At 41.0% G+C, this 22,458-nt stretch carries 16 protein-coding genes and 2 pseudogenes; 10 read left to right on the top strand and 8 right to left on the bottom strand.

The features are described from left to right. Position 1: 1 nt before the first annotated feature. From I6F10_RS03815 to I6F10_RS03850, 8 genes are all read left to right on the top strand, one after another. Complete coding sequence (locus tag I6F10_RS03815; protein ID WP_165743759.1) at positions 2-820, top strand: DUF547 domain-containing protein; 819 nt, start codon at positions 2-4, stop codon at positions 818-820. Further along, positions 807-2,105, top strand: coding sequence for an ABC transporter substrate-binding protein (locus I6F10_RS03820; protein WP_165743760.1), 1,299 nt, complete (start codon positions 807-809; stop codon positions 2,103-2,105). Before I6F10_RS03815 ends, I6F10_RS03820 begins: the two co-directional genes overlap by 14 nt. Next, positions 2,102-3,856 carry an ABC transporter permease gene (locus I6F10_RS03825; protein ID WP_165743761.1) on the top strand — a complete coding sequence of 585 codons (1,755 nt, stop codon included), beginning with the start codon at positions 2,102-2,104 and terminating at the stop codon, positions 3,854-3,856. Before I6F10_RS03820 ends, I6F10_RS03825 begins: the two co-directional genes overlap by 4 nt. A 39-nt stretch (positions 3,857-3,895) precedes the next feature. Then, a complete protein-coding gene (locus tag I6F10_RS03830; protein WP_010553632.1) occupies positions 3,896-4,534 on the top strand; it encodes an ATP-binding cassette domain-containing protein in 639 nt (212 codons plus the stop codon). A gap of 16 nt (positions 4,535-4,550) precedes the next feature. Further along, a complete protein-coding gene (locus I6F10_RS03835; protein ID WP_165743762.1) occupies positions 4,551-5,195 on the top strand; it encodes a CDP-alcohol phosphatidyltransferase family protein in 645 nt (214 codons plus the stop codon). Continuing rightward, positions 5,188-5,979, top strand: a complete 792-nt coding sequence (locus tag I6F10_RS03840) for a sterol desaturase family protein (RefSeq protein WP_165743763.1) — start codon at positions 5,188-5,190, stop codon at positions 5,977-5,979. The genes I6F10_RS03835 and I6F10_RS03840 overlap by 8 nt, the downstream gene beginning before the upstream one ends. 365 nt (positions 5,980-6,344) lie before the next feature. Continuing rightward, positions 6,345-8,471 (top strand): glycoside hydrolase family 16 protein, encoded by a 2,127-nt coding sequence (locus I6F10_RS03845; RefSeq protein WP_165743764.1) that lies wholly within the window; start codon positions 6,345-6,347, stop codon positions 8,469-8,471. A 78-nt stretch (positions 8,472-8,549) separates the two neighbouring features. Further along, the gene (locus tag I6F10_RS03850; RefSeq protein WP_165743765.1) at positions 8,550-11,483 is read left to right on the top strand and encodes a TonB-dependent receptor; all 2,934 of its coding nucleotides are present in this window, start codon (positions 8,550-8,552) and stop codon (positions 11,481-11,483) included. Between the two features lie 51 nt (positions 11,484-11,534). Here I6F10_RS03850 and I6F10_RS03855 read toward each other — a convergent pair. The 6 genes and pseudogenes from I6F10_RS03855 to exaC form a co-directional block, all read right to left on the bottom strand. Further along, a pseudogene (locus I6F10_RS03855) lies at positions 11,535-13,007 on the bottom strand (S41 family peptidase). A 229-nt stretch (positions 13,008-13,236) separates the two neighbouring features. Beyond that, on the bottom strand, positions 13,237-13,749 hold the full coding sequence (locus I6F10_RS03860; protein WP_165743766.1) for a DUF421 domain-containing protein: 513 nt from the start codon (positions 13,747-13,749) through the stop codon (positions 13,237-13,239). A 279-nt stretch (positions 13,750-14,028) separates the two neighbouring features. Next, positions 14,029-14,103: pseudogene (locus I6F10_RS20525) on the bottom strand (transposase); the annotation flags it as partial. Between the two features lie 227 nt (positions 14,104-14,330). Beyond that, positions 14,331-15,068, bottom strand: a complete 738-nt coding sequence (locus I6F10_RS03865) for a hypothetical protein (protein WP_165743767.1) — start codon at positions 15,066-15,068, stop codon at positions 14,331-14,333. Further along, positions 15,068-15,397, bottom strand: a complete 330-nt coding sequence (locus I6F10_RS03870) for a hypothetical protein (RefSeq protein ID WP_165743768.1) — start codon at positions 15,395-15,397, stop codon at positions 15,068-15,070. Before I6F10_RS03870 ends, I6F10_RS03865 begins: the two co-directional genes overlap by 1 nt. Positions 15,398-15,880: 483 nt before the next feature. Next, a complete protein-coding gene (gene exaC, locus I6F10_RS03875; RefSeq protein WP_011329851.1) occupies positions 15,881-17,401 on the bottom strand; it encodes an acetaldehyde dehydrogenase ExaC in 1,521 nt (506 codons plus the stop codon). Between the two features lie 185 nt (positions 17,402-17,586). On the opposite strand from exaC, the gene I6F10_RS03880 reads away from it, so the two are divergent. Continuing rightward, the gene (locus tag I6F10_RS03880) at positions 17,587-18,489 is read left to right on the top strand and encodes a helix-turn-helix domain-containing protein (protein ID WP_165743769.1); all 903 of its coding nucleotides are present in this window, start codon (positions 17,587-17,589) and stop codon (positions 18,487-18,489) included. A 110-nt stretch (positions 18,490-18,599) separates the two neighbouring features. Here I6F10_RS03880 and I6F10_RS03885 read toward each other — a convergent pair whose 3' ends face one another. After that, a complete protein-coding gene (locus I6F10_RS03885; RefSeq protein ID WP_165743770.1) occupies positions 18,600-19,922 on the bottom strand; it encodes a carbohydrate porin in 1,323 nt (440 codons plus the stop codon). Positions 19,923-20,602: 680 nt separating this feature from the next. Next, positions 20,603-20,998: a hypothetical protein gene (locus tag I6F10_RS03890; protein WP_033012968.1), complete on the bottom strand. Its 396-nt coding sequence runs from the start codon at positions 20,996-20,998 to the stop codon at positions 20,603-20,605. A 188-nt stretch (positions 20,999-21,186) separates the two neighbouring features. Here I6F10_RS03890 and I6F10_RS03895 point away from each other — a divergent pair, with 188 nt between their 5' ends. Continuing rightward, the gene (locus tag I6F10_RS03895) at positions 21,187-22,407 is read left to right on the top strand and encodes a M24 family metallopeptidase (RefSeq protein WP_011329847.1); all 1,221 of its coding nucleotides are present in this window, start codon (positions 21,187-21,189) and stop codon (positions 22,405-22,407) included. Positions 22,408-22,458: the final 51 nt, after the last annotated feature.

Below are 22,458 nucleotides of genomic sequence, written 5' to 3' on the forward strand. Positions count from 1 at the left end.
TATGTTTAAAACACCTCTAAAAGCATTGCTACTTGGTTCGGCTTTAGTTGTAACATCGTTTGCAACATCATTTTCGACCCAAGCCCAAAACATGCACGATAGCTGGAATGCATTATTAAATAAGCATGTTGTCGCTATTAATCATAATCACAGTACTGAGGTTGATTACGCTGCTATAAAACGTGAGCATGCACAGCTAAAAACGTATTTAGATTCGTTAACGGCTGTAACGCAAAGCGAATTTGACGCATGGGAAAAGCCTAAGCAACTCGCTTTTTTAATCAATGCTTATAATGCGTGGACTGTTGAACTTATATTGACTAAGTACCCTGATATTAAGTCAATTAAAGACTTAGGGAGCTTTTTTAGCTCACCATGGAGTAAAGAGTTTGTGCCATTACTTGGCAAAACTCGCAGCCTTGATGATATAGAGCATGGTTTAATACGTGGCAGCGGTAGATACAACGACCCACGTATTCACTTTGCAGTAAATTGCGCGAGTATTGGTTGCCCAGCGCTTCGAGAAGAAGCCTATACAGCCACTGATTTAGTGAGCCAATTGCAAGAGCAAACAGTGCGCTTTTTATCAGATATGACACGCAATATGGCTCAAGAAAATACGCTAAGCGTGTCTTCAATATTTAAGTGGTACGGCGATGATTTTGAAAAAGGTTTTAGAGGTGCAGACACGCTACTGCAGTTTTTTTTGCAATATAGCGATGCACTTAAACTAGTACCCGCTCAGCAAAAAGCGCTTAGAAATAATGACATGAAAGTAAAATTTTTAGACTACAGCTGGGATTTAAATGTACGCCAGTAAGTTTTGGCAAACAGCTACGCGATACAGTGTTTACTGTGTCGCGTTTTGCGTTTGCTTAATAACAAGCTTAAGTACTTTTGCTAATAACAGCGCCCATAATATGAGTAAAGAACTACTCACTCGCTGGGAAAATATTGAAACGCTTGGTAATAACCAAAGCGTGTACTTTTATGCCTGGGGCGGCGACGCGCAAATAAATGCCTATATTCAATGGGCTGCCCAGCAAGTTAAAACTAAATATAATATTAACTTAGTGCATGTAAAGCTCAGCGACACCAGCGAAGCAGTAAGCCGTGTGTTGGCCGAAAAATCAGCACATAATAATGACCAAGGCAGTGTTGATCTGGTATGGATAAACGGCGCTAACTTTGCCACTATGAGCGAGCACGCATTGTTGTTAAAACAGTGGGCAAATAAACTGCCACACTTTGCATACACAGATCCCGCTAATAACCCTGCAGTTAATTTTGACTTTGGCATACCCACAAACGGTATGGAAGCACCGTGGGGGCAAGCATCGCTCACCTTTTATTACGACAGCCTTGCAATAAATGAACAAACAAACAATAAACTCCCTACTACATTAAACGAATTATTAAACTGGAGCACACAAAACCCGGGGCGCTTTAGCTACCCAAAGCCGCCTGATTTTTTAGGGATGAGCTTTTTAAAATACGCCTTAGTAATACTGCATCAGCAAAGCAGCGAAAATATTAAAGCGCAGTTAAACCAAGCGGCTACCGCTAACAACACAGCACAAGTATTAACCCCATTGTGGAACTTTTTAAATAAGCTACACCCTACGCTTTGGCGTGGTGGCACGCACTTTATGCAAAGTGGCGCGCAAATGCGCCGTTTAGTAGACGATACCGAGCTAAGTATTGCCTTTACCTTTTCAGCACCCGAAGTGCCCGCAGCCGTTAAACGCTACGATTTACCAAAAAGCATTCGCAGCTATGCAATGGCTGATGGCAGTTTAAGTAATACTCACTTTGTGGCTATTCCTTACAATGCAAGCCACCCGCAAAGTGCGCAATTAGTCGCTAACTTTTTATTAAGCCCAGAGGCGCAAGCTCAAAAGCAAAAAGCGCATATATGGGGCGATAAAAGCGTACTTATTCAATCAAGGCTAACGCCTGATCAGCAAGCCTTGTTTAAAACAGCTAAACCGCACCCAAGCGCACTGCCTTTTAACAGTATTAAGCGCACATTGAGCGAGCCACACCCAAGCTGGGTAAATGCCATAATGCAAGGCTGGCAAACTCGCTATGGGGTAAGCCAATGAATGTTGTTAGCAATAAAGTGGCGACAAGCCATGGGCCTCACGCCCGTAAAAGCCATGATATGTTTAGTAAAATAGTAAAATTAAGCCCACGCTTTTTACTCGTTTTACTTATTTTACCCGTACTTGGCGGCTTAATTAGTGTGTTACTACCCGCCTTTGGTTATGCCCCTGCACTTGATCAAACTACATTTGGCTTGCAAGGCTTTACCATGCTTTGGCAAACACCCGGCCTAGTAAATATGGCTATGCTAAGTATTGGCACCGGTTTAATAAGTACCTTACTTGCTTTTATTATTACTTTGATGATTTTAGCCGCTTTTTTTAACAGCCCTTGGCTTAACCGCATTCAGCGTTTACTGAGCCCTATTTTAGTGATCCCACACGCTGCAGCGGCTATTGCGGTAGGTTTTTTAATTGCCCCTTCAGGCATGATTTCGCGAATTATATCGCCTTGGTTAAGCGGGTGGGAACTTGCACCAAACGGCCTATTTCCGCATGACTCATTCGGCATTAGTATAATTTTAGGGTTAACGCTTAAAGAACTGCCATTTTTGTTATTAATGGCACTAGGCGTACTGGCGCAGCCTGAGCTTGGCAAAAAATTACGCCAGCAACATAAAGTTGCGCTTAATTTGGGTTACTGCCCCATGACCGCCTTTTTTAAAGTAATACTCCCTAGCCTTTACCCACTGCTGCGTTTACCTATTTTAGCTGTGCTCGCTTATGCCAGCGCCAGTGTAGAAATGCCACTTATTTTAGGCCCAAATACACCGCCAACATTAGCGGTAGCTATTATGCATTGGTTTAACGATGTCGATTTAAACTTACGTATTAAAGCCTCAGCCGGTGCTTTGCTACAACTGGCACTCACGGGTGGGCTACTTGCGCTTTGGCTTGGCGGCGAAAAAGCGATAAAAGTATTATTTAGCGATTCACTCACTAACGGAGTGCGCGAATACGGCGGATTTTATTGGCAAAAGCTAACGGTAATACTCACTACTTTAGTGATCGGTTTTATTTTACTCTCGCTAATTGCCCTTATTTTGTGGTCGGTTGCCGGCTTTTGGCGCTTTCCCGATGCACTCCCTGAGCAATTTACACTACTGCATTTTAACAGTGCATTAATGCAAATGAGCAACCCGCTTTTTAATACCCTAGCTATTGGTTTAGTAACAACGGTATTTGCCATTACGGTTACTTTATTGTGTTTAGAGTCGGAGCAGTTAAGCGACAAACCCATCTCTCGCTTTACCAGTTTAATTATTTACTTACCGCTATTAGTACCCAGTATTGCCTTTTTGTTTGGCCTAGTATGGATACAACAATGGGTAAATAACCAAGCCGCGTTTTTTAATGTGGTGTTTACCCATTTACTGTTTGTTTTGCCTTACGTATTTTTGTCACTCGCGAGCATTTATAGGCGGTTAGACTCTCGCTTTGCGCGCGTTGCAGCAAGTTTGGGCGCAGCGCCTAGCAAAGTGTTTTTTAAGGTGAAATTACCGCAGTTATTTGCACCTATTTTAATTGCAGCCGCATTGGGGTTAGCGATCAGTTTTGGCCAATACTTACCAACTCTTTTAGCCGGTGGCGGGCGTATAGCCACCATAACAACCGAAGCCGTTACCCTGGCAAATGGCGCAAGTAGGCGCACTAGTGCCGTATACGCTATTATGCAAATGGCACTCCCGCTTATTGGATTTATACTGGCATGGGTTTTACCTAAGTACTTTTTTAAAAGTGCACGAGTGTAAAGTACCTATATTAAACAGTATTGAGTTAAAGGTTTTTTAATGCAGTCATCTTTACAGATTAAAAATTGTCAGCTTTATCGCCAAAATGAGCGACTACTTAGCTTAAACGAGCAAGTTAATGGCGGTGAAATTCTAACAATTATGGGCCCATCGGGCAGTGGTAAATCAAGCTTATTAAATTGGCTTACAGGTACTTTACCCAGTGGCTTTAAAGCCACTGGAGAGGTGTGGCTTAACGGTAAAAATATAAATGATTTACCCACGCATTTACGCCATATTGGCGTACTGTATCAAGACGCTTTATTGTTTTCGCACTTAAGTGTGACGGGTAATATTGCTTTTGCTATGCCCAAAGGGGATAAAAAACAACGCATTGAAAAAATAGCACACGCACTTGAGCAAGTTGGTTTAAAAGGAATGGCCAATCGCCATCCCGATAGCTTGTCGGGCGGCCAACAAGCACGCGTTGCGCTATTACGACTGTTATTAAGTGAGCCAAAAGCTATTTTACTCGATGAGCCTTTTAGTAAGCTCGACACGCAACTGCGCGTTGATACACGTGAACTGGTGTTTAGCCAAATACGCCAACATAAACTGCCTGCCATTATGGTAACGCACGATCATAGCGATTACGACGCTGCAAACGGTAAACTTTTCACCTTAAATACTGTACTTTAAGCGCACAAGGCACCCTATGTTAGATAAATTTATCACCCCTGTAATAAAACCACTGTTAAAGCCTGTGGTAATGCTGATACATAAATGCGGCATAACACCCGATCAGCTAACAGTATTTGGCTTTTTAATTGGCTTGCTCGCTGTGCCATTACTTGCTTTTGAAATGTGGTACGGCGCATTAGCTGCCATTGCTTTAAATCGCATTTTAGATGGGCTTGACGGCGCACTAGCACGCCATGCTAATTTAAGTTCAAGCGCCGGCGGCTTTTTAGATATTACACTCGACTTTTTATTTTACGCGGCTATTCCGCTTGGCTTTATTTTGGCAAACCCTGAGCAAAACTCGATAGCAGGATCGTTATTACTTGTAACTTTTATTGGTACAGGCTCAAGCTTTTTAGCCTTTGCCATAGCCGCCGAAAAATTTAAACTCGAAAAACCGCAATTTAAATACAAAAGCTTTTACTACTTAAACGGCTTAACCGAAGGCACAGAAACCATAGCGCTGTTTATTGCCTTTTGTATTTGGCCGCAGCACTTTGCCATAATGGCGAGTATTTTTGCCACTGCGTGCGCTATTACTATTTTTACACGTATACATGGTGGTTATAACACGTTAAAACTCCAAGAAGCTGATGAGGTTACACAAGCCAATGAGTAATGAAATTTGGTGGCGTTTAGGGTTCTTTTTTTGCATTTTGGTTATTATGATGCTGCTAGAATGGCAAAAGCCTGCTCGCCAAGCACCTATTAAAAGCAGTACACGTTGGTTTGCTAATTTTGGTTTAGTGTTTGCTTCATCAGTTATTGCGCGCTTAGTGGCCCCTATTGGGTTAACCGCTATCGCACTTTACACTCAAGAGCACGGCATTGGCTTATTTAATCAAATAGCCCTACCAAGCAGTTTAATTATTATATTGAGCATACTTTTACTCGATATATTAATTTATTGGCAGCATAGATTATTTCATCAGGTGCCTATTTTATGGCGTTTGCACCGTGTACACCACGCCGATGCACATGTAGATACCAGTACGGGCTTGCGCTTTCACCCTATCGAAATTGTACTGAGCATACTAATAAAACTCATTGCAGTAACTGCTCTTGGCGTACCTGCTATTGCGGTACTTATTTTTGAAATAGCACTTAATGGTTTAGCACTATTTAATCATGCAAATATACGCCTACCTAATGCCATTGAAAAACCACTGCGTTTAATATTAATGACGCAAATATTGCATCGAATTCACCATAGCCAAGTAGTTAATGAAACTAACTCAAACTATGGTTTTAGTGTAATTTGGTGGGATAAATTATTTGGTAGCTACAAAAGTGAAGCAAAAAAAGCAGATTACGACATCGATATTGGTTTAAAAGAATACCCAAACCAAAAACAAAACGCCTCCCTTTGGGGATTACTCGTTATGCCATTTAAAAACAAATAACTGATAATATTTGTAACCGGCTTGCCTAAAAAAAAGCCAGTTTTTAGAGGTTTAATAATGCATACCAAATTATAAAATTAATATATTCTTTCAACCACAGTCAAAAAAAGAGTTGAAAATACCACTTTAAAATCTTTTTAAATGAGATTAATCTATTAATATAATGTTATTTTTTATGAGTAGCTCAATTGGTAAACTGGTCTTACCGTAAACTAATTGTAAATAAAATAAACAAATATGTTGACCATTAACGCACTGCACAATATCATTTGTAAGCGCTTACAAAACACAATGCAAAAATGTAAGCGCTTACAGTATGAAAAACAATTAATCTGACAATAATCTGTTGAAACCGGGGTTCAGTTATGAACATTGAAACAACGCACATTACACGTTTACTTGCCGCTATCTCTCTAGTTACGTTAGCTGGCTGTGGTGGCGACTCTGCCACTAAATCAAATTTTGAAAATGTAGATGCCTCTGAGCCAGTATCAGATTGGCAAATGGTTTGGAGCGACGAATTTGAAGGCTCTGCCATTGATACAAACAAATGGAACTATGAATTAAACTGCGATGGCGGTGGTAACAACGAGAAACAGTGTTACACCGATAGTGAGCAAAATGCATTTATTGCAGACGGTGTGTTAAACATTGTTGCCCTACCAGCGACAGAAGGTGCAGAAAAACCTTACACTTCAGCGCGCTTAAATACGCGTTACAACGCCGACTTTACATATGGTCGCTTTGAAGTGCGCGCCAAACTTCCATCAGGACAAGGTAGCTGGCCAGCATTTTGGATGCTGCCAACTGATGAAGTTTATGGTACTTGGCCTCGTTCTGGCGAAATAGATGTTTTAGAATCAGTAAACCTTAAAACACCGGATGAAGACGGCGGTATAGAGTCAAGCATTCACGGCACTCTTCATTACGGACGCGCGTGGCCAGATAACAGCTACACAGGGCAAGAATACAAATTCCCTGAAGATACTAACCCAGCAGATGACTTTCACACCTACGCTATTGAATGGCAAGAAGGCGAAATTCGTTGGTACGTAGATGGTTACCTTTACGCAACGCAGCGCCAATCAGAAGTTTTGTATAATTCAAAAGGTGAGCCTGCAGGCTTAAAACATCGTGGTTGGTTTGCAGAGTATTTTGAACAAGGTTCTGGCGAGCTTGAAACGCATTGGGATAGCGCTCCTTTCGATAAAGACTTTCACCTATTATTAAATCTTGCCGTAGGTGGCGACTGGCCTGAAAACGTTAATGATTTAGGTATAGATGCTAGCGCATTTGAAAACGGCCAAACCTTTGCTATTGATTATGTACGTGTTTATCAATGTGCATCAAACCCTGATACAGGTAAAGGTTGTGAAACCATTCGCCCAGGTTACGATAGCTTAGACGATGCCTTGCTTGAGAGTGATGCACCAGTTCCTATAGCTGGAGGAGTTACTCCATTAACCATATTTGGTGATTCTTTTAATATTAATTGGCCTGCGTGGGATTGTTGCGGAGGTTCAACTCCTGCAATAGTTGTTGATGAACAGCAAGGTAATACAGTTGAATTTAGTGTTGGTGAAAACCCAACTGTAAACGGTTTTATTTCAAGAGCGGCAAACATTACTGATGAAGCTGGTGTAGCCTCCCCTTTTGATGCAACCCCCCTGTTAGCACAAGGGTATTTTCAATTTAAAATGAAAGTAACTAGCGCACCTGCTGATGCAAACTCTACATGGGTTGTTAAGCTTGAAAGCGCAGGAGATGCCCCTACTGCAGCCGAATTGCCTATTACCCAAAGCGTTGAAGGTATTGCGCCTGTTGTAGGTCAATGGCAAACATACACATTTAAATTAACCGATCTTGTTGCAGCAAACTTAGATATTAGTGCTATTGATGTAGTTATGATTTTCCCCGCATGGGGCACTGGTAATGGTGCTGTTTATAGAGTTGATGATGTAAAAATAACTCAAGATTTCCCAGAACTTGATGTGTTCTCTGATACCCAAAATCTTGATTGGCCAATGTGGGACTGCTGTAGCGGCTCAACACCCGTGGAAGTAATGGATGATGAAGAGCATGGTATAACAGCAGAATTTACAATAAATGATACGCCTACCGTAATGGGCTTTAATAGCCGCACATCTGTTGGTGGAAGCGGCGAGGCATTTGATGCAAGCGCTATCATAACGGTTGGTCAAATTACGTTTGATATGAAAGTTACGAGTATGCCAAGCACACCCGATGCCCCATGGTTTTTCAAAGTTGAGTCAAACGAAGGTGATTCTGCTGTAGAGCTTGCACTTACTGAAAGTGTTGAAGGCATTGCCCCTGTTTTAAACGAATGGCAAACATATACTTATACGCTTTCTGATTTATCAGCTGCCGGTTTAGATGTAAGTGCAATAGATGTATTAATGATTTTTCCTAATTGGGGCCAAGGGGCTGGCGCAACATATCGTGTTGATAATGTGACAGTTTCAAACCCATAATTAAGATTTCACTGACAAATTCTAGGTGCTTACACTGCACCTCCTCTCTTGAACAACATTTTATAAAGCAGAGCTATTATGAACACATTCAATTTTAAAAAGAGCCAACTTGCGGCTTCTGTGTCTCTCATCATTGCTGCGAGCACATTAAACACAGCTATTGCGGCAGAAGCACAAACAAACGTTTCATCTGATGTAGAAGTTATTGAAGTAAAAGGTATTCGTGGTTCACTTATTCGTTCTATGGATATGAAACGCGACTCTTCTGGCATTGTTGATGCCATTTCGTCTGAAGAAATGGGTAAATTCCCAGATACCAACTTAGCAGAATCATTACAACGTATTACCGGTGTATCGGTAAGTCGTGCAAACGGTGAAGGTAGCCAAATTACTGTACGTGGTTTTGGTCCTGAGTTTAACTTAATTACCCTAAATGGCCGCCAAATGCCAGGCACAGGTTATACACGCTCATATAATCTTGAAAACGTTGCCTCTGAGGGCGTAAGTGCGCTTGAAGTATTTAAAACAGCACGTGCAGACGTACCAAGCGGTGGCTTAGGTGCAACGGTAAATATTTCTACCGCGCGCCCTTTTCAAAAGCCGGGTCAAAACTTTTCAGCTACCGTTAAAGCAAATCACGACTCGTCAAACGAAGCTGGCGATGACGTAACACCAGAGTTTTCTACTGTTTACAGCAATACTTTTGTAGATGACACTTTTGGTTTTGGTTTTTCATTTTCGCACCAAGAGCGTGACTTTCAAAAACAAAGTGCCAATATTCAAGGCTGGCAGGCAAACGTAGACTTACCTGAATTAGATAGCAGCAACGTAGTTGATAACCGCACAGACCCTGCAGGTAACTACTACTTCCCTAAAGACATGAACTACGCTATTGAAGATGTAGAACGTGAACGTACAAACGGACAAGTTACCTTTCAATATGCACCGGTAGATGGCTTTGTAGCAACACTTGATTACACTGCAAGTAAAGCAGTTACAGGTTCTCAGAGCATTGGTTGGGGTATTTGGAACGACTTTGGTAGCAATATTAATGGCTACGAACTAGATGAAAATGGTACAGCTGTTTATGCTGATATTAGCGGTAACGATGCGTCATTCACAGCCAATAAAGGTACTACAGAAGTAAAAGCACGCTCACTTGGTTTAAATCTTGATTGGGAAATTAACGACACATGGCACGTAGAGCTTGATTACCACGACTCTAAAAATGAGACTGACAACGGCGCCGATGACGGGCTAGGCAGTACCGGCCAAGTGATTTTGGGCTCAGATCAGCTTGCTAATAAAATTTACGATTACCGCACAGGCGATATTCCAAGTGCTCAAGTTAACTGGTTAAACGGCACAAGCGAACTAACACCAGGCGAAATTGACTCAAACTTTAGTCAGTTTACTCACTCACCGGGTGAGTCAAACATTGAACAGTTACAACTACATACTACGTGGTATAACGAAAGCTACGACATTGGTTTAGTTAAAGTTAAATTTGGCGCATCACGTACTGAGCAAAACACCGGCGGCTATACCGCATGGAGTGGTTTAGTAGGTGGCCCTGGTTTTAACCCGTCGTATACAGAAATATTCCCAGATAGCATGTTTACCCGTCACGATACATCGGGTCTTTTAGACCAATTTGCTGGCGGCGGTAGTGACTTACAACCTAATTACTACTACACGTATGACTTCGATGAAGCTGTTGCACGCCAAATTGCTTATTTAACAGCAGATGTAACAGGCGGCGATGCATACGCAGCTAATGCCTATATGGATGGCATAGATAGCGAAAGTTATGTAGAAGAAATCACTAATAGCTTTTATGTTCAATCAAGCTGGGAATTTGACGTAAGTAACTACTACGTAAAAGTAAATGCAGGCCTACGCTATGAGCAAACAGACGTAACCAGTACTGTACGTCAACGCGTTGAAGATCAAGTTAATTGGATCAGTGCTTCTGAGTGGATCATGCAATACGCTGCTGGCGGCGATGATAACTTCTTAGAGCAACAAGGTGATTATGATGTTTTACTGCCTTCAATCGACGTAAGTGTTGATTTAACTGAAGACGTAGTAGCCCGCGTATCTTGGGGTAAAACAATGTCGCGTGCACCACTGGGTAATTTAGCCGGTGGCCGCAGCTTAACAGGCAGCCCAAAACCAGGTTCTCGCACAGGTAGCCAAGGTAATACAAACTTATTGCCGTTTGAATCAACAAACCTTGATTTATCACTTGAGTATTACTACGCAGAAGGCAGCTACGCATCTGTTGGTTACTTTAAAAAAGACGTTGATAACTTTATTCAAACCACCATTACGCAAACTACTATTGATGGCTTGCACGATATTTTAAACGGCCCTCGTTACTTACAAGCCGTAAGCGATATTGAATCACGTGGTGAGCAAGCAACAACCGACGCTATTTTTGCACAGATGATTGCCAGCGGTTACGGCAATGCAAATGGCGTTATTGAGCCAAGCAGCGACGATCCGCTAATTACATGGAATATTAGTCAACCACAAAACACCGACAGTAAATCGGTAGATGGTTTTGAAGTTGCTGTTCAGCACTTAATTGGTGAAACCGGTTTTGGTGTTGGTGTAAACGCGACGTTTGTAGATGGCGACGTTGAATTTAATAGCGAAAGCCTTGATCAACAAGCACCGCTTACAGGCTTAAGTGACTCAGCTAACTTTCAAGGTTTTTACGAAAAAGACGGCCTATCAGTGAAAATTACTTACGCATGGCGCGACTCATACCTAATTGGTGTAGGCCAAGCGCAAGGTTCAGCTGATGCGCCTCCGCAATATGCTAAAGCGTATGGCCAATGGGATATGAGCGTTAACTACGATGTAAACGAAAACGTAACGGTATTTTTTGATGGCATAAACTTAAACAATGCAACCGAAGAAGGCTACGGACGTTACGAAGAGCAGTTCTTATTTGCTAATCAATACGGTCCTCGTTACTCAATTGGTGCTCGTTACACGTTCTAAACTATTTCCTAGTTAGAAGGTTAAGCCGCTTGTTACAACAAGCGGCTTTTTTTATAGCGTTTTTATTTGCTCAAGCAACACATTGGTTGTCCAATCAAGGCCCTTATACGCCACATCGGGTTTGTAAAAATCCCCTGCCCCACGCGCTCTATTTACATATACTTTATTTGGCACAATCACTTTCCCCAAGCTTGAAGGTAAATCGGCTAAGCGTACCTCCATATACATAGAATCAGCGCTACTTGGTGCACCAAATAACGTTGTATTTTCAAAAAGCTTAAACTTATCAAGTGCATCTAAACAAGCACTGGCGCATTGCGGCGGCACTATAACAAACACCTTGTTTTTAAAGTCACTCACTAAAGGCTTTTGTGGTATGTTATTTAGCGTATTAGTTTCTTGCTCTACATAAAATGGATCATCATTTTTAAGTGATAAAGCCATGCCAGTAGAGACGGTTTTGAGAGTTTTCAGTACTTCGGATTGATCTTTTACAACGTCCAATAAAGACTATACATAGTCAGTATTATCTTTTGATGCTCTCCACCACACTTGCGTGTTTTGAGAAGTATTATTTGCTTTTTGCTCTACTACTTTTTGGCCCCATAATCCTTTTGCTATTTGTGAGCTCCAATAAGATGAGCCACCTTGGTTATGGCGCAAATCTAATACCACGGCTTTTGCAGTAAGTAACTTGCTACGTTGCTGTTGTATTTTTTCAAACACTTTATTGTAGGCAGTAGTTTGTTTATCGGTTGATGAAAAGCTAAGCATAGCAATCCAACCAATGTTTTTTTCAGGCCACGTTAAATCAATGGGGAGTTCATCACCGTTGTAGGCATTTTCTAAATGCTTACTTGCTGACTTAGGCCTCACAGACCAATTTAATACGTGTGTATAGGTATCGTCATTGGCTTTAACAAATTCGCATTCTTTTAGAGGAGTTAAAAATGGATTGCCCTCGTCAATGAGTAACCGCCAACCTTGCTGCCACCAATGCCCAGGTTGTGCAACTTCACCATGAAACTTAAATATTCTCTCAGGCATTAAGGTATCAGTGCTTTGCCCATCACATTGGCTTACAACGTCGCCTTTACTAATATTGTTGGTTTCGCTGTAATACACTTTTAGCGCATCACCTCGCCATACAGCTCTAAAGCCGGGCCAGCGGCGCGCGGGTCTATCTACGCTTGAAAACGCACCAGCATGACCATCTTGTAACACAGTGCTAAAGCGTGCAATTGCCGCTACATGAGCTTGCGGACCGCTCGCTTGTGACGAGAGTGCAAGCGCCTCTGCTTTTGCTTGTTTTAATAAATCAGGGAAAGTTGGGTTATTAACATCAAACATACCAGGATGATTTTGTGCAGTAATACTATAAGCCGCGTTAATATCGCGCTCTGTTATGCTGCGCCACTGCTCAGGTGTAGTAGGTAGAATGGGTTCTTGTGCAGCATTTATAAATGGTGATAGTAGTAAAGCGCAGAGCAATACATGATTGGTTATTTTTGTTTTTATAGTCATGAAAATCCGTTTAGCTAAAAATAAATTACTGGTTACGTTATTGTTCATTAACAATACTAAAAAAGCGATTTAAGGTACATGTGTAAATACATACCTGACACCTAAGTTAAAAACTTAAGAATCGTCCAACCTTATTTAGTAGGTGAGCAATGTGTCTGATACAGTAAAAAAGCCATACCAATTAAGTTACGCGATTTATGGTAATCATCGGCCGCTAAAAATTGTCCAATTAATCCCGAGGATTTCGTAACTTCATAATCAGTTGAGCATAGTTTTCACTTTTCGGCACAATACTTAACTCACCGTCGGCCTCGAAAACCACCGCCATAACTGTGCTTAAATCACCAAAACCGGCTTTTCTAACACTTGCTTCCACTTCAGTGCTTGTGAGTCGAGCATCTTTCATAGCGGCCTCTATATATTCACCGTCGAAAAAAACTAATTGTGGAGAGGTTTTTACTACTTTGTCGAAGGTCGAAAAATGGGCGCTCATCCAAGTGAGTAAATACTGTAAAAAGAGGAGCAGGCTAACCGCAACTAAAACCTCAACTATGACTACGTCTTTCAATAAAATAGCTGAACCTAAGATGAAGCCCGCTGCTACGGTGATTATCCAGTCAAAGTTGTTCATTTTGGCAAATGGGCGTTTACCCACTAAGTGCGTCGCTAGGATTAAAAAGGGATAAATAATCAAAGTTGTGGTGACAATGCGCGCTATTTCACTCCAAGATTCAAAAAACATATTTCCCTCTACTTAAGGTGCTGAATAAATTAAGAATCATATAAGCTAAACAGCCACCTGAATCACACAAACTAGGCAGTCACCTTAATAAATCAAACAACACTATGCAACTAAATCTGCCATACAAATACAGCATCTATCTTTTATTAATAGGTCACTTTTACGAATAATTTTTATTTATGTCAGGGCACCAAATTATGATGACACCCACTTTATTTAGCCTATTAAAATCTAGGCATCAAAAAGTGCAAAGTTTAAGATGGGTGCCTGATTAATTCTTCTTTTTTCGACAATATAACAAAGGGCATACTCAAAGGTGCCAGGCAGAATCTGCTCAGCGAAATTGATAGGAATGAATTTATTTTGACAGGGTAAGTCAGGCTTGACTTCTCACCCAAAGAAAGAACCATTACGGTTTACCATAGGTGAATAATATCTATTAGATCACAGCAAACAGATGGATTCAAGATTAAAAAGCAACCAACCAAGAATAGTTGGATACGTTCCTAAAAAGAGTAATTCTACAGCCTCAACGCCGCATTCAGCGGCATGTCCGCTGCAATGCTTTGTTATGCGAATTATTAACCTGCCGCACAAGCTTTAATCCTATGAATTACCTTCTCGCGAAACTCACCATGCCCATGCGTTGCTCTGGGGTGGGCAATTCTAAAGCATATGGCATCGGCTGCCTCAAACTCCCAGAACTTTCTAGAAATCACTTCTTTATTTCGATAGCCACCAAAGTTATCATTGAATAATTTTTTTATTGCTGGATCAATACCAGCGAAGCCAGCCGCAAAAATTACAACATCTGGCTTAAAGTGTATGATCTGTATTGCAAGCAACTTTTTTGATATTGACGTTATTTCTTCGAGCTCATTTTTCGGGCGTGTTCTAGGGCTTTTCTTGTTGTAGTCCCACGCAAACAAGTTTGCATAGATAATGGATTTGGGATCAACTTCAAGCTCCTTCGCCAGCCGGAAAAAATATTGCTTAAAGCGACTTCGCGTTTTTGTAATAACTTTTCCACCCTTGCTCACCAGAAGATGTTTTTTATAACGCTCAGTTGCTTCACACACAAGCTCGCAAACTTTATCTTTTTCGACAAAATCAGCGACACGATTAATCTTATTCTTGTTGCTATCAGTATTCCATCCGGCAGTCTCCCGACCAACCAACATAATTTTTAGATTTGAACTCCAGTACTCATCAAATGGAACCGGTAAAAAAACACCAGAGTATTTGTCCTCCTCAAGGTTGAATGAGTTAATATTAAGATCTCTCAAGATCGTTGCGTAATCATTAAATAATGCATCCATTAAGAAAGCTCCGTAGAGCCATCTGGAAGCCATTCAATATTCAGGCAACCATCACCAAAACGTACGACACCTTCCTTTTTCGGTAGCTCATTAAACTGCCCCCGATACTCGATAAAATTATCAAGCAATTCAATCAGGTGTACTTTGAACCCTGATTCAGTGGCCTCCTCAAAAATGTCGTCTTCAATCTTCCAACGAGTGATGCTCAAGCGATCTTCATTATCTTCCGCACAGAAAATCACTTCACCGGTTGCTTTCACAATCTCAGGATATTGCTTGGCAAGCATAGTAAGGCGAGTGGTTTCAAAGCCTTGGTCAAAATTTGGCATATTGTTTCCTTGTACTCGTTATTCTTTAGCTTACGACATCTGGGCGACAGATTGTCGTCGTAGAGGCGCATAACAGCTTATTGAACACCACTATGGGGGGTTATAACACCCCAAAACGGCGTATATTACATTGCTTAATAATTCCATCAAACAACTCTAATTTAAACAAGTAATTACGTGTGTTATAAAATTGCCCTTGTTTAAATACCTCAGAACGACTTTTAATAATGTTATCCGACAAAGCCGCAACTATTGCCAATTTATACAGTTATTAGTTATAAATTTAGCTTGTATGAAACACCCTTTTTTAACACTGAAAAAAGAACACATATATAATAAAAACATGCAAAAAACACGATTGGTGCTAAGAGCGATAACGCGTTGAGTCATTTTAAATTCATTAAACCAATGTACAAAAAAGCGCTGCAAATATGCAGCGCTGTCATTACTTAACGGTTGTTTATTTAAACTTTGTACTTAAAATTAAAAGAAGCCGAGCGGATCTTCGCTGTAGCTTACTAATAGGTTTTTAGTTTGTTGGTAGTGACCCAGTGCGAGTTTGTGGTTTTCGCGACCAATACCTGATTTTTTATAGCCGCCAAACGCGGCATGAGCCGGATACATGTGGTAACAGTTAGTCCATACACGGCCTGCCTCAATTTTACGCCCCATACGATACGCTTGGTTCATGTTGCGGCTCCATACACCGGCGCCTAGTCCAAACTCAGAGCTATTGGCAAGTGCCAACGCTTCGGCTTCGTCTTTAAAGGTCGACATTGAAATAACCGGGCCAAAAATCTCTTCTTGGAATACCCGCATGTCGTTGGTGCCTTTTAATAGCGTAGGCTGAATGTAATATCCGCCGTTAAGATCATCGCTTAACTGCTCTACGTTGCCACCAGTAAGTACTTCGGCGCCTTCTTTTTTACCAATTTCGATGTAGCTTAATATTTTATCAAATTGCGCTTTAGACGCCTGCGCACCTACCATGGTTTCGGTATCTAGCGGGTTACCGCGTTTAATTTGTGCTGTACGCTGTAAAATGCGTTCAATAAATTGCTCGTAAATATCTTCTTGAATAAATAGTCGCGATGGGCAAGTACATACTTCACCTTGGTTAAAGTAGGCCAATATTGCGCCCTCTATTGCTTTAGATAAAAAAGCGTCGTCTTTGTCCATTACATCGCTAAAGAAAATATTGGGTGACTTACCACCTAGCTCTACCGTTGATGGAATTATGTTTTCGGCGGCGCATTTTAAAATATGTGAACCCACTGGGGTAGACCCCGTAAAGGCGATTTTAGCAATACGGGTGTTGGTAGCCAGGGCTTCACCTGCTTCTTTACCAAAGCCATTAACTACGTTGAGTACGCCCGCTGGCAGTAAGTCGCCAATCACTTCCATTAACACTAAAATAGAGGCAGGGGTTTGCTCTGCTGGTTTTAGTATTACACAGTTACCCGCAGCTAAGGCTGGGGCTAGCTTCCACGCTGCCATTAGTATTGGGAAGTTCCACGGAATTATTTGCCCAACTACACCTAACGGTTCATTAAAATGATAGGCAACGGTAGTTTCATCAATTTCACTAATACCGCCCTCTTGTGAGCGCAGGCAACCTGCAAAATAACGAAAGTGATCGGCGGCTAGTGGAATATCGGCCGCGAGTGTTTCGCGAATTGCTTTGCCGTTGTCCCACGTTTCGGCAACTGCAAGTAACTCTAAGTTTTGTTCAATACGGTCGGCTATTTTTAGTAATACGTTACTACGATCGGTAACCGATGTAGTGCCCCACTGCGCTTTTACTGCATGGGCTTTGTCGAGCGCAAGCTCAATGTCGTCTTTGTCGGAGCGCGCTACTTTGCAAAACACTTTGCCGTTTACAGGGCTAATATTTTCAAAGTACTGGCCGTTTACTGGCTTTACCCATTCTCCACCAATGTAGTTTTCGTATTGCGCTTTAAAGGTAATTAGTGCATCTTTTTCGCCTGGATTTGCATAAATCATAGTGACACTCTCTTGTTGTTATTAGCTAAAAGTCGAGCTATTAAATAAGTCTTTTTGCTTTATATTTAATCAAGTGCTGTTTTATAATTAATCAGCATTGATTGACATTAGACTATCAAACACTTAAAAGCATGTATTGCTGTCCACAAAAGTTGTCTATGAGTCCAGATTTAAAAGGGATTAAAATGCATACTCCGCAATTAAATAAGCAACGTCAGCAATTAAAGGTGCTAATTGAAAATAAAGTGACCTTTGCTGCCGATAATAGCGAGCTAAGTATTTACGATACTTATGAAAATGCGCAAAAAGTAGCTTTGCATTCAAAAGAATTACTTTTTTGCGCCATGCTTAGTGGTAAAAAGGTAATGCATGTAGAGAGCTGCCAATATCATAAGGCATTTTTACCTCACGAATCCTTTGTATTAGCACCAGAGCAAGGGGTATTAATTGACTTTGAACAAGCATCTTTAAACGCGCCTACTACCTGCCTTGCTATTGAAATAAGCACAGACAAAATAACGCAGGTGGCTAATGCACTCAATATTGAGCAACGCTTTGCCAGCGATGACTTATTTGCCTATACACCACAGCTGGTACATAGCCAGCACAATAGCCAAACCCAACAACTTTTAGCGCGTATGGTGCATTTATTTAGTGAGCCCGACGAGCAGCGAGGTTATTTAATCGACTTATCGTTAAACGAGCTTATTACCCGTTTGCTACAGCAGCAAAGTCGAGATTTATTGCTAAAACACGGCAATAATCCGCAGCTTAAAACACCGGTAAATAATGCGTTGCAATACATAGAAGAGCACTTAAATGAAGCATTGGATATAGAGAGGCTGTGTAAAATTGCCTGTATGAGTCGCAGCAAGTTTTATCAACAATTTAAGTTGGCGTTTGGTACGAGCCCATCACTGTGGCAACAGCAACTTAGGCTTAAAAAAGCCTATAGTAAATTGTTACAGGGGCGCACGGTTAGCCAAGCGTGTTATGAGCTGGGTTTTAATTGCCCTAGCCATTTTAGCCGATTATTTAAGCAAGCCTATGGCGTACCACCAGCAAACATTGCCAAGAAAAACCATTAAGTGGTGGTTTAGATTAATTTTATAGCGAGGTTAATTAACGTTTCGTAGGCACTAAATACGCCTACGAAACTTATTTTATTGTATTTTTTATGGCGCATTAATACTGCGTATTAAAACCAAATTTCAACCTGAGCGCCTGCAACTAAGGCACTTTCGTCGCCCTCTTTGCCTGCAACACTTAACCCAGATTCTTGCCCAGCAGCCTTGTTCCAATCAAAGTTACTTAGATAAAAGCGTAATGATGGACGCGACCAATATTCGGTAGAGTCGGCTGTTGCTTGTAATGCTAGCGCATATTTCATAAGTGTTTGCTCATCATTTTCAATGCCGTTTGTTTTGGTTTGATAAGCGTTATAACCCAACTCACCAAGCACACTCCAATGTGGCGATATTGAATAATGCGGGCGCACACCAACACTTTTTAGGGTGTGGTAATCAGATGATTTTTCGTACATTACCATGTAATCTAGTTTAAATTTTTCAGTAATATCAATTAAGCCATTATTAAAAATACGAAAGCCACTTGAGCTGCTATCTGCCGCATAATCAAAGCTTCCGCCATCAGTACCGGCAGCGCCTGGGTTTTGCGCCATGGCGCCGGTACCATATTGAATCACTGTTTTTTGATCAACATTGCCTAACTGCTTTTGCCATTGCACTGTAAACGTTCTGCCATCGGTAAGCCCTGTTTCATCAATTGCATCATTTACAAATAAGTTTTGCAGTGCAAATACCACTTTACCCGCATCGCCTACATCCATTTCATAGCGTACGTCGGCCATAAAGTTTTGATAGTTAGTATCTGCAGTGGCTTTGTTACCTGTAAGTTCGCCCTCGCCACCATAAGTGATGGCAGCAAGATGCAGCTTATCGGTTTCATTTACCGTAATGTCGGACACACCCACGCCGTTACCCGAGCTTTGCATATGTTTGTAATCTAATATATGTACGCTACCAACGGCCTTATCGTAATAATATCTGCGGCCAATCCATAGCGTACCATTATCGAGTAAGTTGTCTGTTTCTACATAAAGCTGCCTTGAGCGTCTAGACCACTCCTCCGTTGCGGTTGGATCTCTTGAATCCCCGGCAAAGTCCATCATAAATACGGCTTTAAAATTAACCCCATTTAGCTGCTGTTTTTTAGTCAGCTGAAACTCGCTGTAGTCTCTGCATTCGTTACCTAAGCGATAATAAACCCCATCATTTTTAGGGTAGTTTAGTGAATAACAAGAGCCATTATTTTTACTGCCACTCCCTATAATGGTGTTTGTACCTGAGCGAAAATACCCATTAAATTCAAACCCATTATCCAATTCTTGCTTAGCTTTAGCCTCATCCTGAGCTTGCATTTCATTATTAATTAACTGTTTAACGTATGCAATATCTTCATCCGATAAACCAGCGGGGCGCTCTGCTGCGTGAACACTCATTGTAGCTTCGCATCATATTGAAAGTAGTGATAAAGAGGGTTTAATTCGTTTGTTATATTTCATGTTTACCATAGTCGTTGTGGGGTTACATTAAATGTATTTGCAGCGCTATTTAATTAAAATGCAGCCGTAATTTAGCTAAGCAGTGCTGGTTGCTAGCTACAAATACGAAATTAGTTACTTTTAAAGATGGAGTTTTTAGTTAACTTTGTGTCAGTAAAAATTAAAGGCATAAAGCCGTTAACTTTAAGCTAACTATTTTGGCGCTAATAATGATCAGCTACGATAACTCGTAGTAAATGAGCTGTGATCAGTAATAACCAATTTGAAAAGGATTTTATCCAACCACTGGGGGTTATTCAATATAGCAAACAGCGATAGTATAATATTTTACATGGGTCACAAACCATTGATTAACAAAGAAAAACTCAAAGCAAACATAACAAAAACACAGAGAAAACAATGAACCCACTTACTTACATTTCAGCGTGAAAAACCACCGCGCAATAATTAAACTAATGACGAGTTTTTTGATTATCTGCGCAACTGTAAAATTAATCTGGTAGCTGTAAAACGAGTGTTAGGATGAAATAAAAGAAGAGTAAACAGAGTAATAAAACGCATGGTAAGCTCCCTCAAAAGCGCTGCACTTAAACGCTATTAAGGGATAACGAGAGGATTTAAATCAAGCTGAAATAACTAAAAGCACATAAACTAATACCGGCTAATAACCATACTAATCCGTAGCTTTGCCAAAGTATTGCGTTATTATAAACCTGCTGCGGGTTATTTTTGTCAACTAACAGTGTGCAGGTTTTACCTTGTTTAAAACGGGTAAACATTTTTTCACGATATTCCACTAATACACTGTGCACCTGCCCATCAAAACGAAAACTCACTAGCATAGTTGGCTGATGCAACATTTCGGGTGCTGTTATTTGATTATTTGCCACGGCAGTTATTTGTTCTACCACACAAACCCGCCAGTGGCGTTTACTTACTTTACATTTTAACCAGCGTACAAATGGCAAAGTGCCAATTATTATAAATAAAACCCCCAACCACAACAGAGCCATACACCCACCTTTGTTTTTATTTTTATAGTTTACTAACAACATACGCAGCAATCAAACTGCCTAGCACTTAGATTAATATAGCGCATTGGCTTTATTAAATACATGCTCAGATTACAAAGTTTTACCGCAAGCAACTTGCAGTTAACCTGCCGCACAAGCACAATAGCCGCATAAAAGAGGAGATCATTATGACCACAATTGGTATTGGCACCCAAACCAAAGAACAAGCACTCGCTAGCTTAAGCAATATGACCAGCGATTTAACCCCTATTCAACCGGCAGAATATTTATCTCGTATAGCCAAAGCGCAAACGTATATGCAAAACAATGGCATTGATGCCATTTATTTAAATGCAGGTACTAACCTCGCCTATTTTACCGGTATGCGTTGGTATGCAAGTGAGCGTTTAGTTGGCGCAATTTTGCCTGCTAAAGGTGAAGTGCAATACATAGCTCCTTATTTTGAAATTGGCTCACTCAATGGTTTTAAAGTAATTGACGGGCCAATCCGTGGTTGGCAAGAGCATCAAAACCCATATCAGTTATTTGTTAATATATTAACGGAAATGGGTATTGCGGCTAATGGCACTATTGGTATTGACGAAAGCGCGCAGTTCTTTATTTTTGATGGTATTAATAAAGCGCAAACGGGCTTAAATTTAGTGAATGCTCAACCTGTTACAGCACATTGTAGAATGCATAAATCAGCCAATGAGCTGGCATTAATGCAACGCGCTATGGATATGACCTTAGTGGTTCACCAAGCTACGGCAAGCATGCTGCACGAGGGTATTAGTACCACTGAAGTTGAAGAGTTTATAAAGCTAGCGCATCAAAAAGTAGGCGCGCCGGGTAACTACTTTTGTATCGTGTTATTTGGGCTTGCAACGTCATTTCCGCATGGGGTAAAAGATCCGCAAATCCTCAAAAAAGGCGACATGGTACTTATTGATACTGGCTGTAAAGTACATGATTACTTATCTGATATTACCCGCACTTATGTGTTTGGTGAAGCAACTGATCGCCAACGTCAATTTTGGAATAATGAAAAAGCAGCACAAATTGCAGCTTTCAATGCAGCAAAAATTGGCGTGCCATGTGAAGACGTAGATACAGCTGCGCGCAGCTACTTAGCTGAGCAAGGTTTAGGCCCTGATTATCAAACACCTGGTTGCCCGCACCGTACAGGCCACGGCATTGGTTTAGATATTCACGAATGGCCTTATTTGGTAGGCGGTAATAAAACGCCACTAGCCGCTGGCATGTGTTTTAGTAACGAGCCAATGCTGGTTATACCGGATGAATTTGGGGTGCGCTTAGAAGATCATTTTTATATGACCGACAGTGGTGCAAAATGGTTTACCGAGCCTAGCCACAGTATTGACGACCCGTTTGGTTTACAAAAGTAATATAAGCTCTAATTAACTTATATTTGTTTATTTGGCTTAAACGACTATTTA

The organism is Pseudoalteromonas sp. SWYJZ98 (assembly GCF_015864495.1).
GTDB classification, from domain to species: Bacteria; Pseudomonadota; Gammaproteobacteria; order Enterobacterales; family Alteromonadaceae; genus Pseudoalteromonas; species Pseudoalteromonas distincta.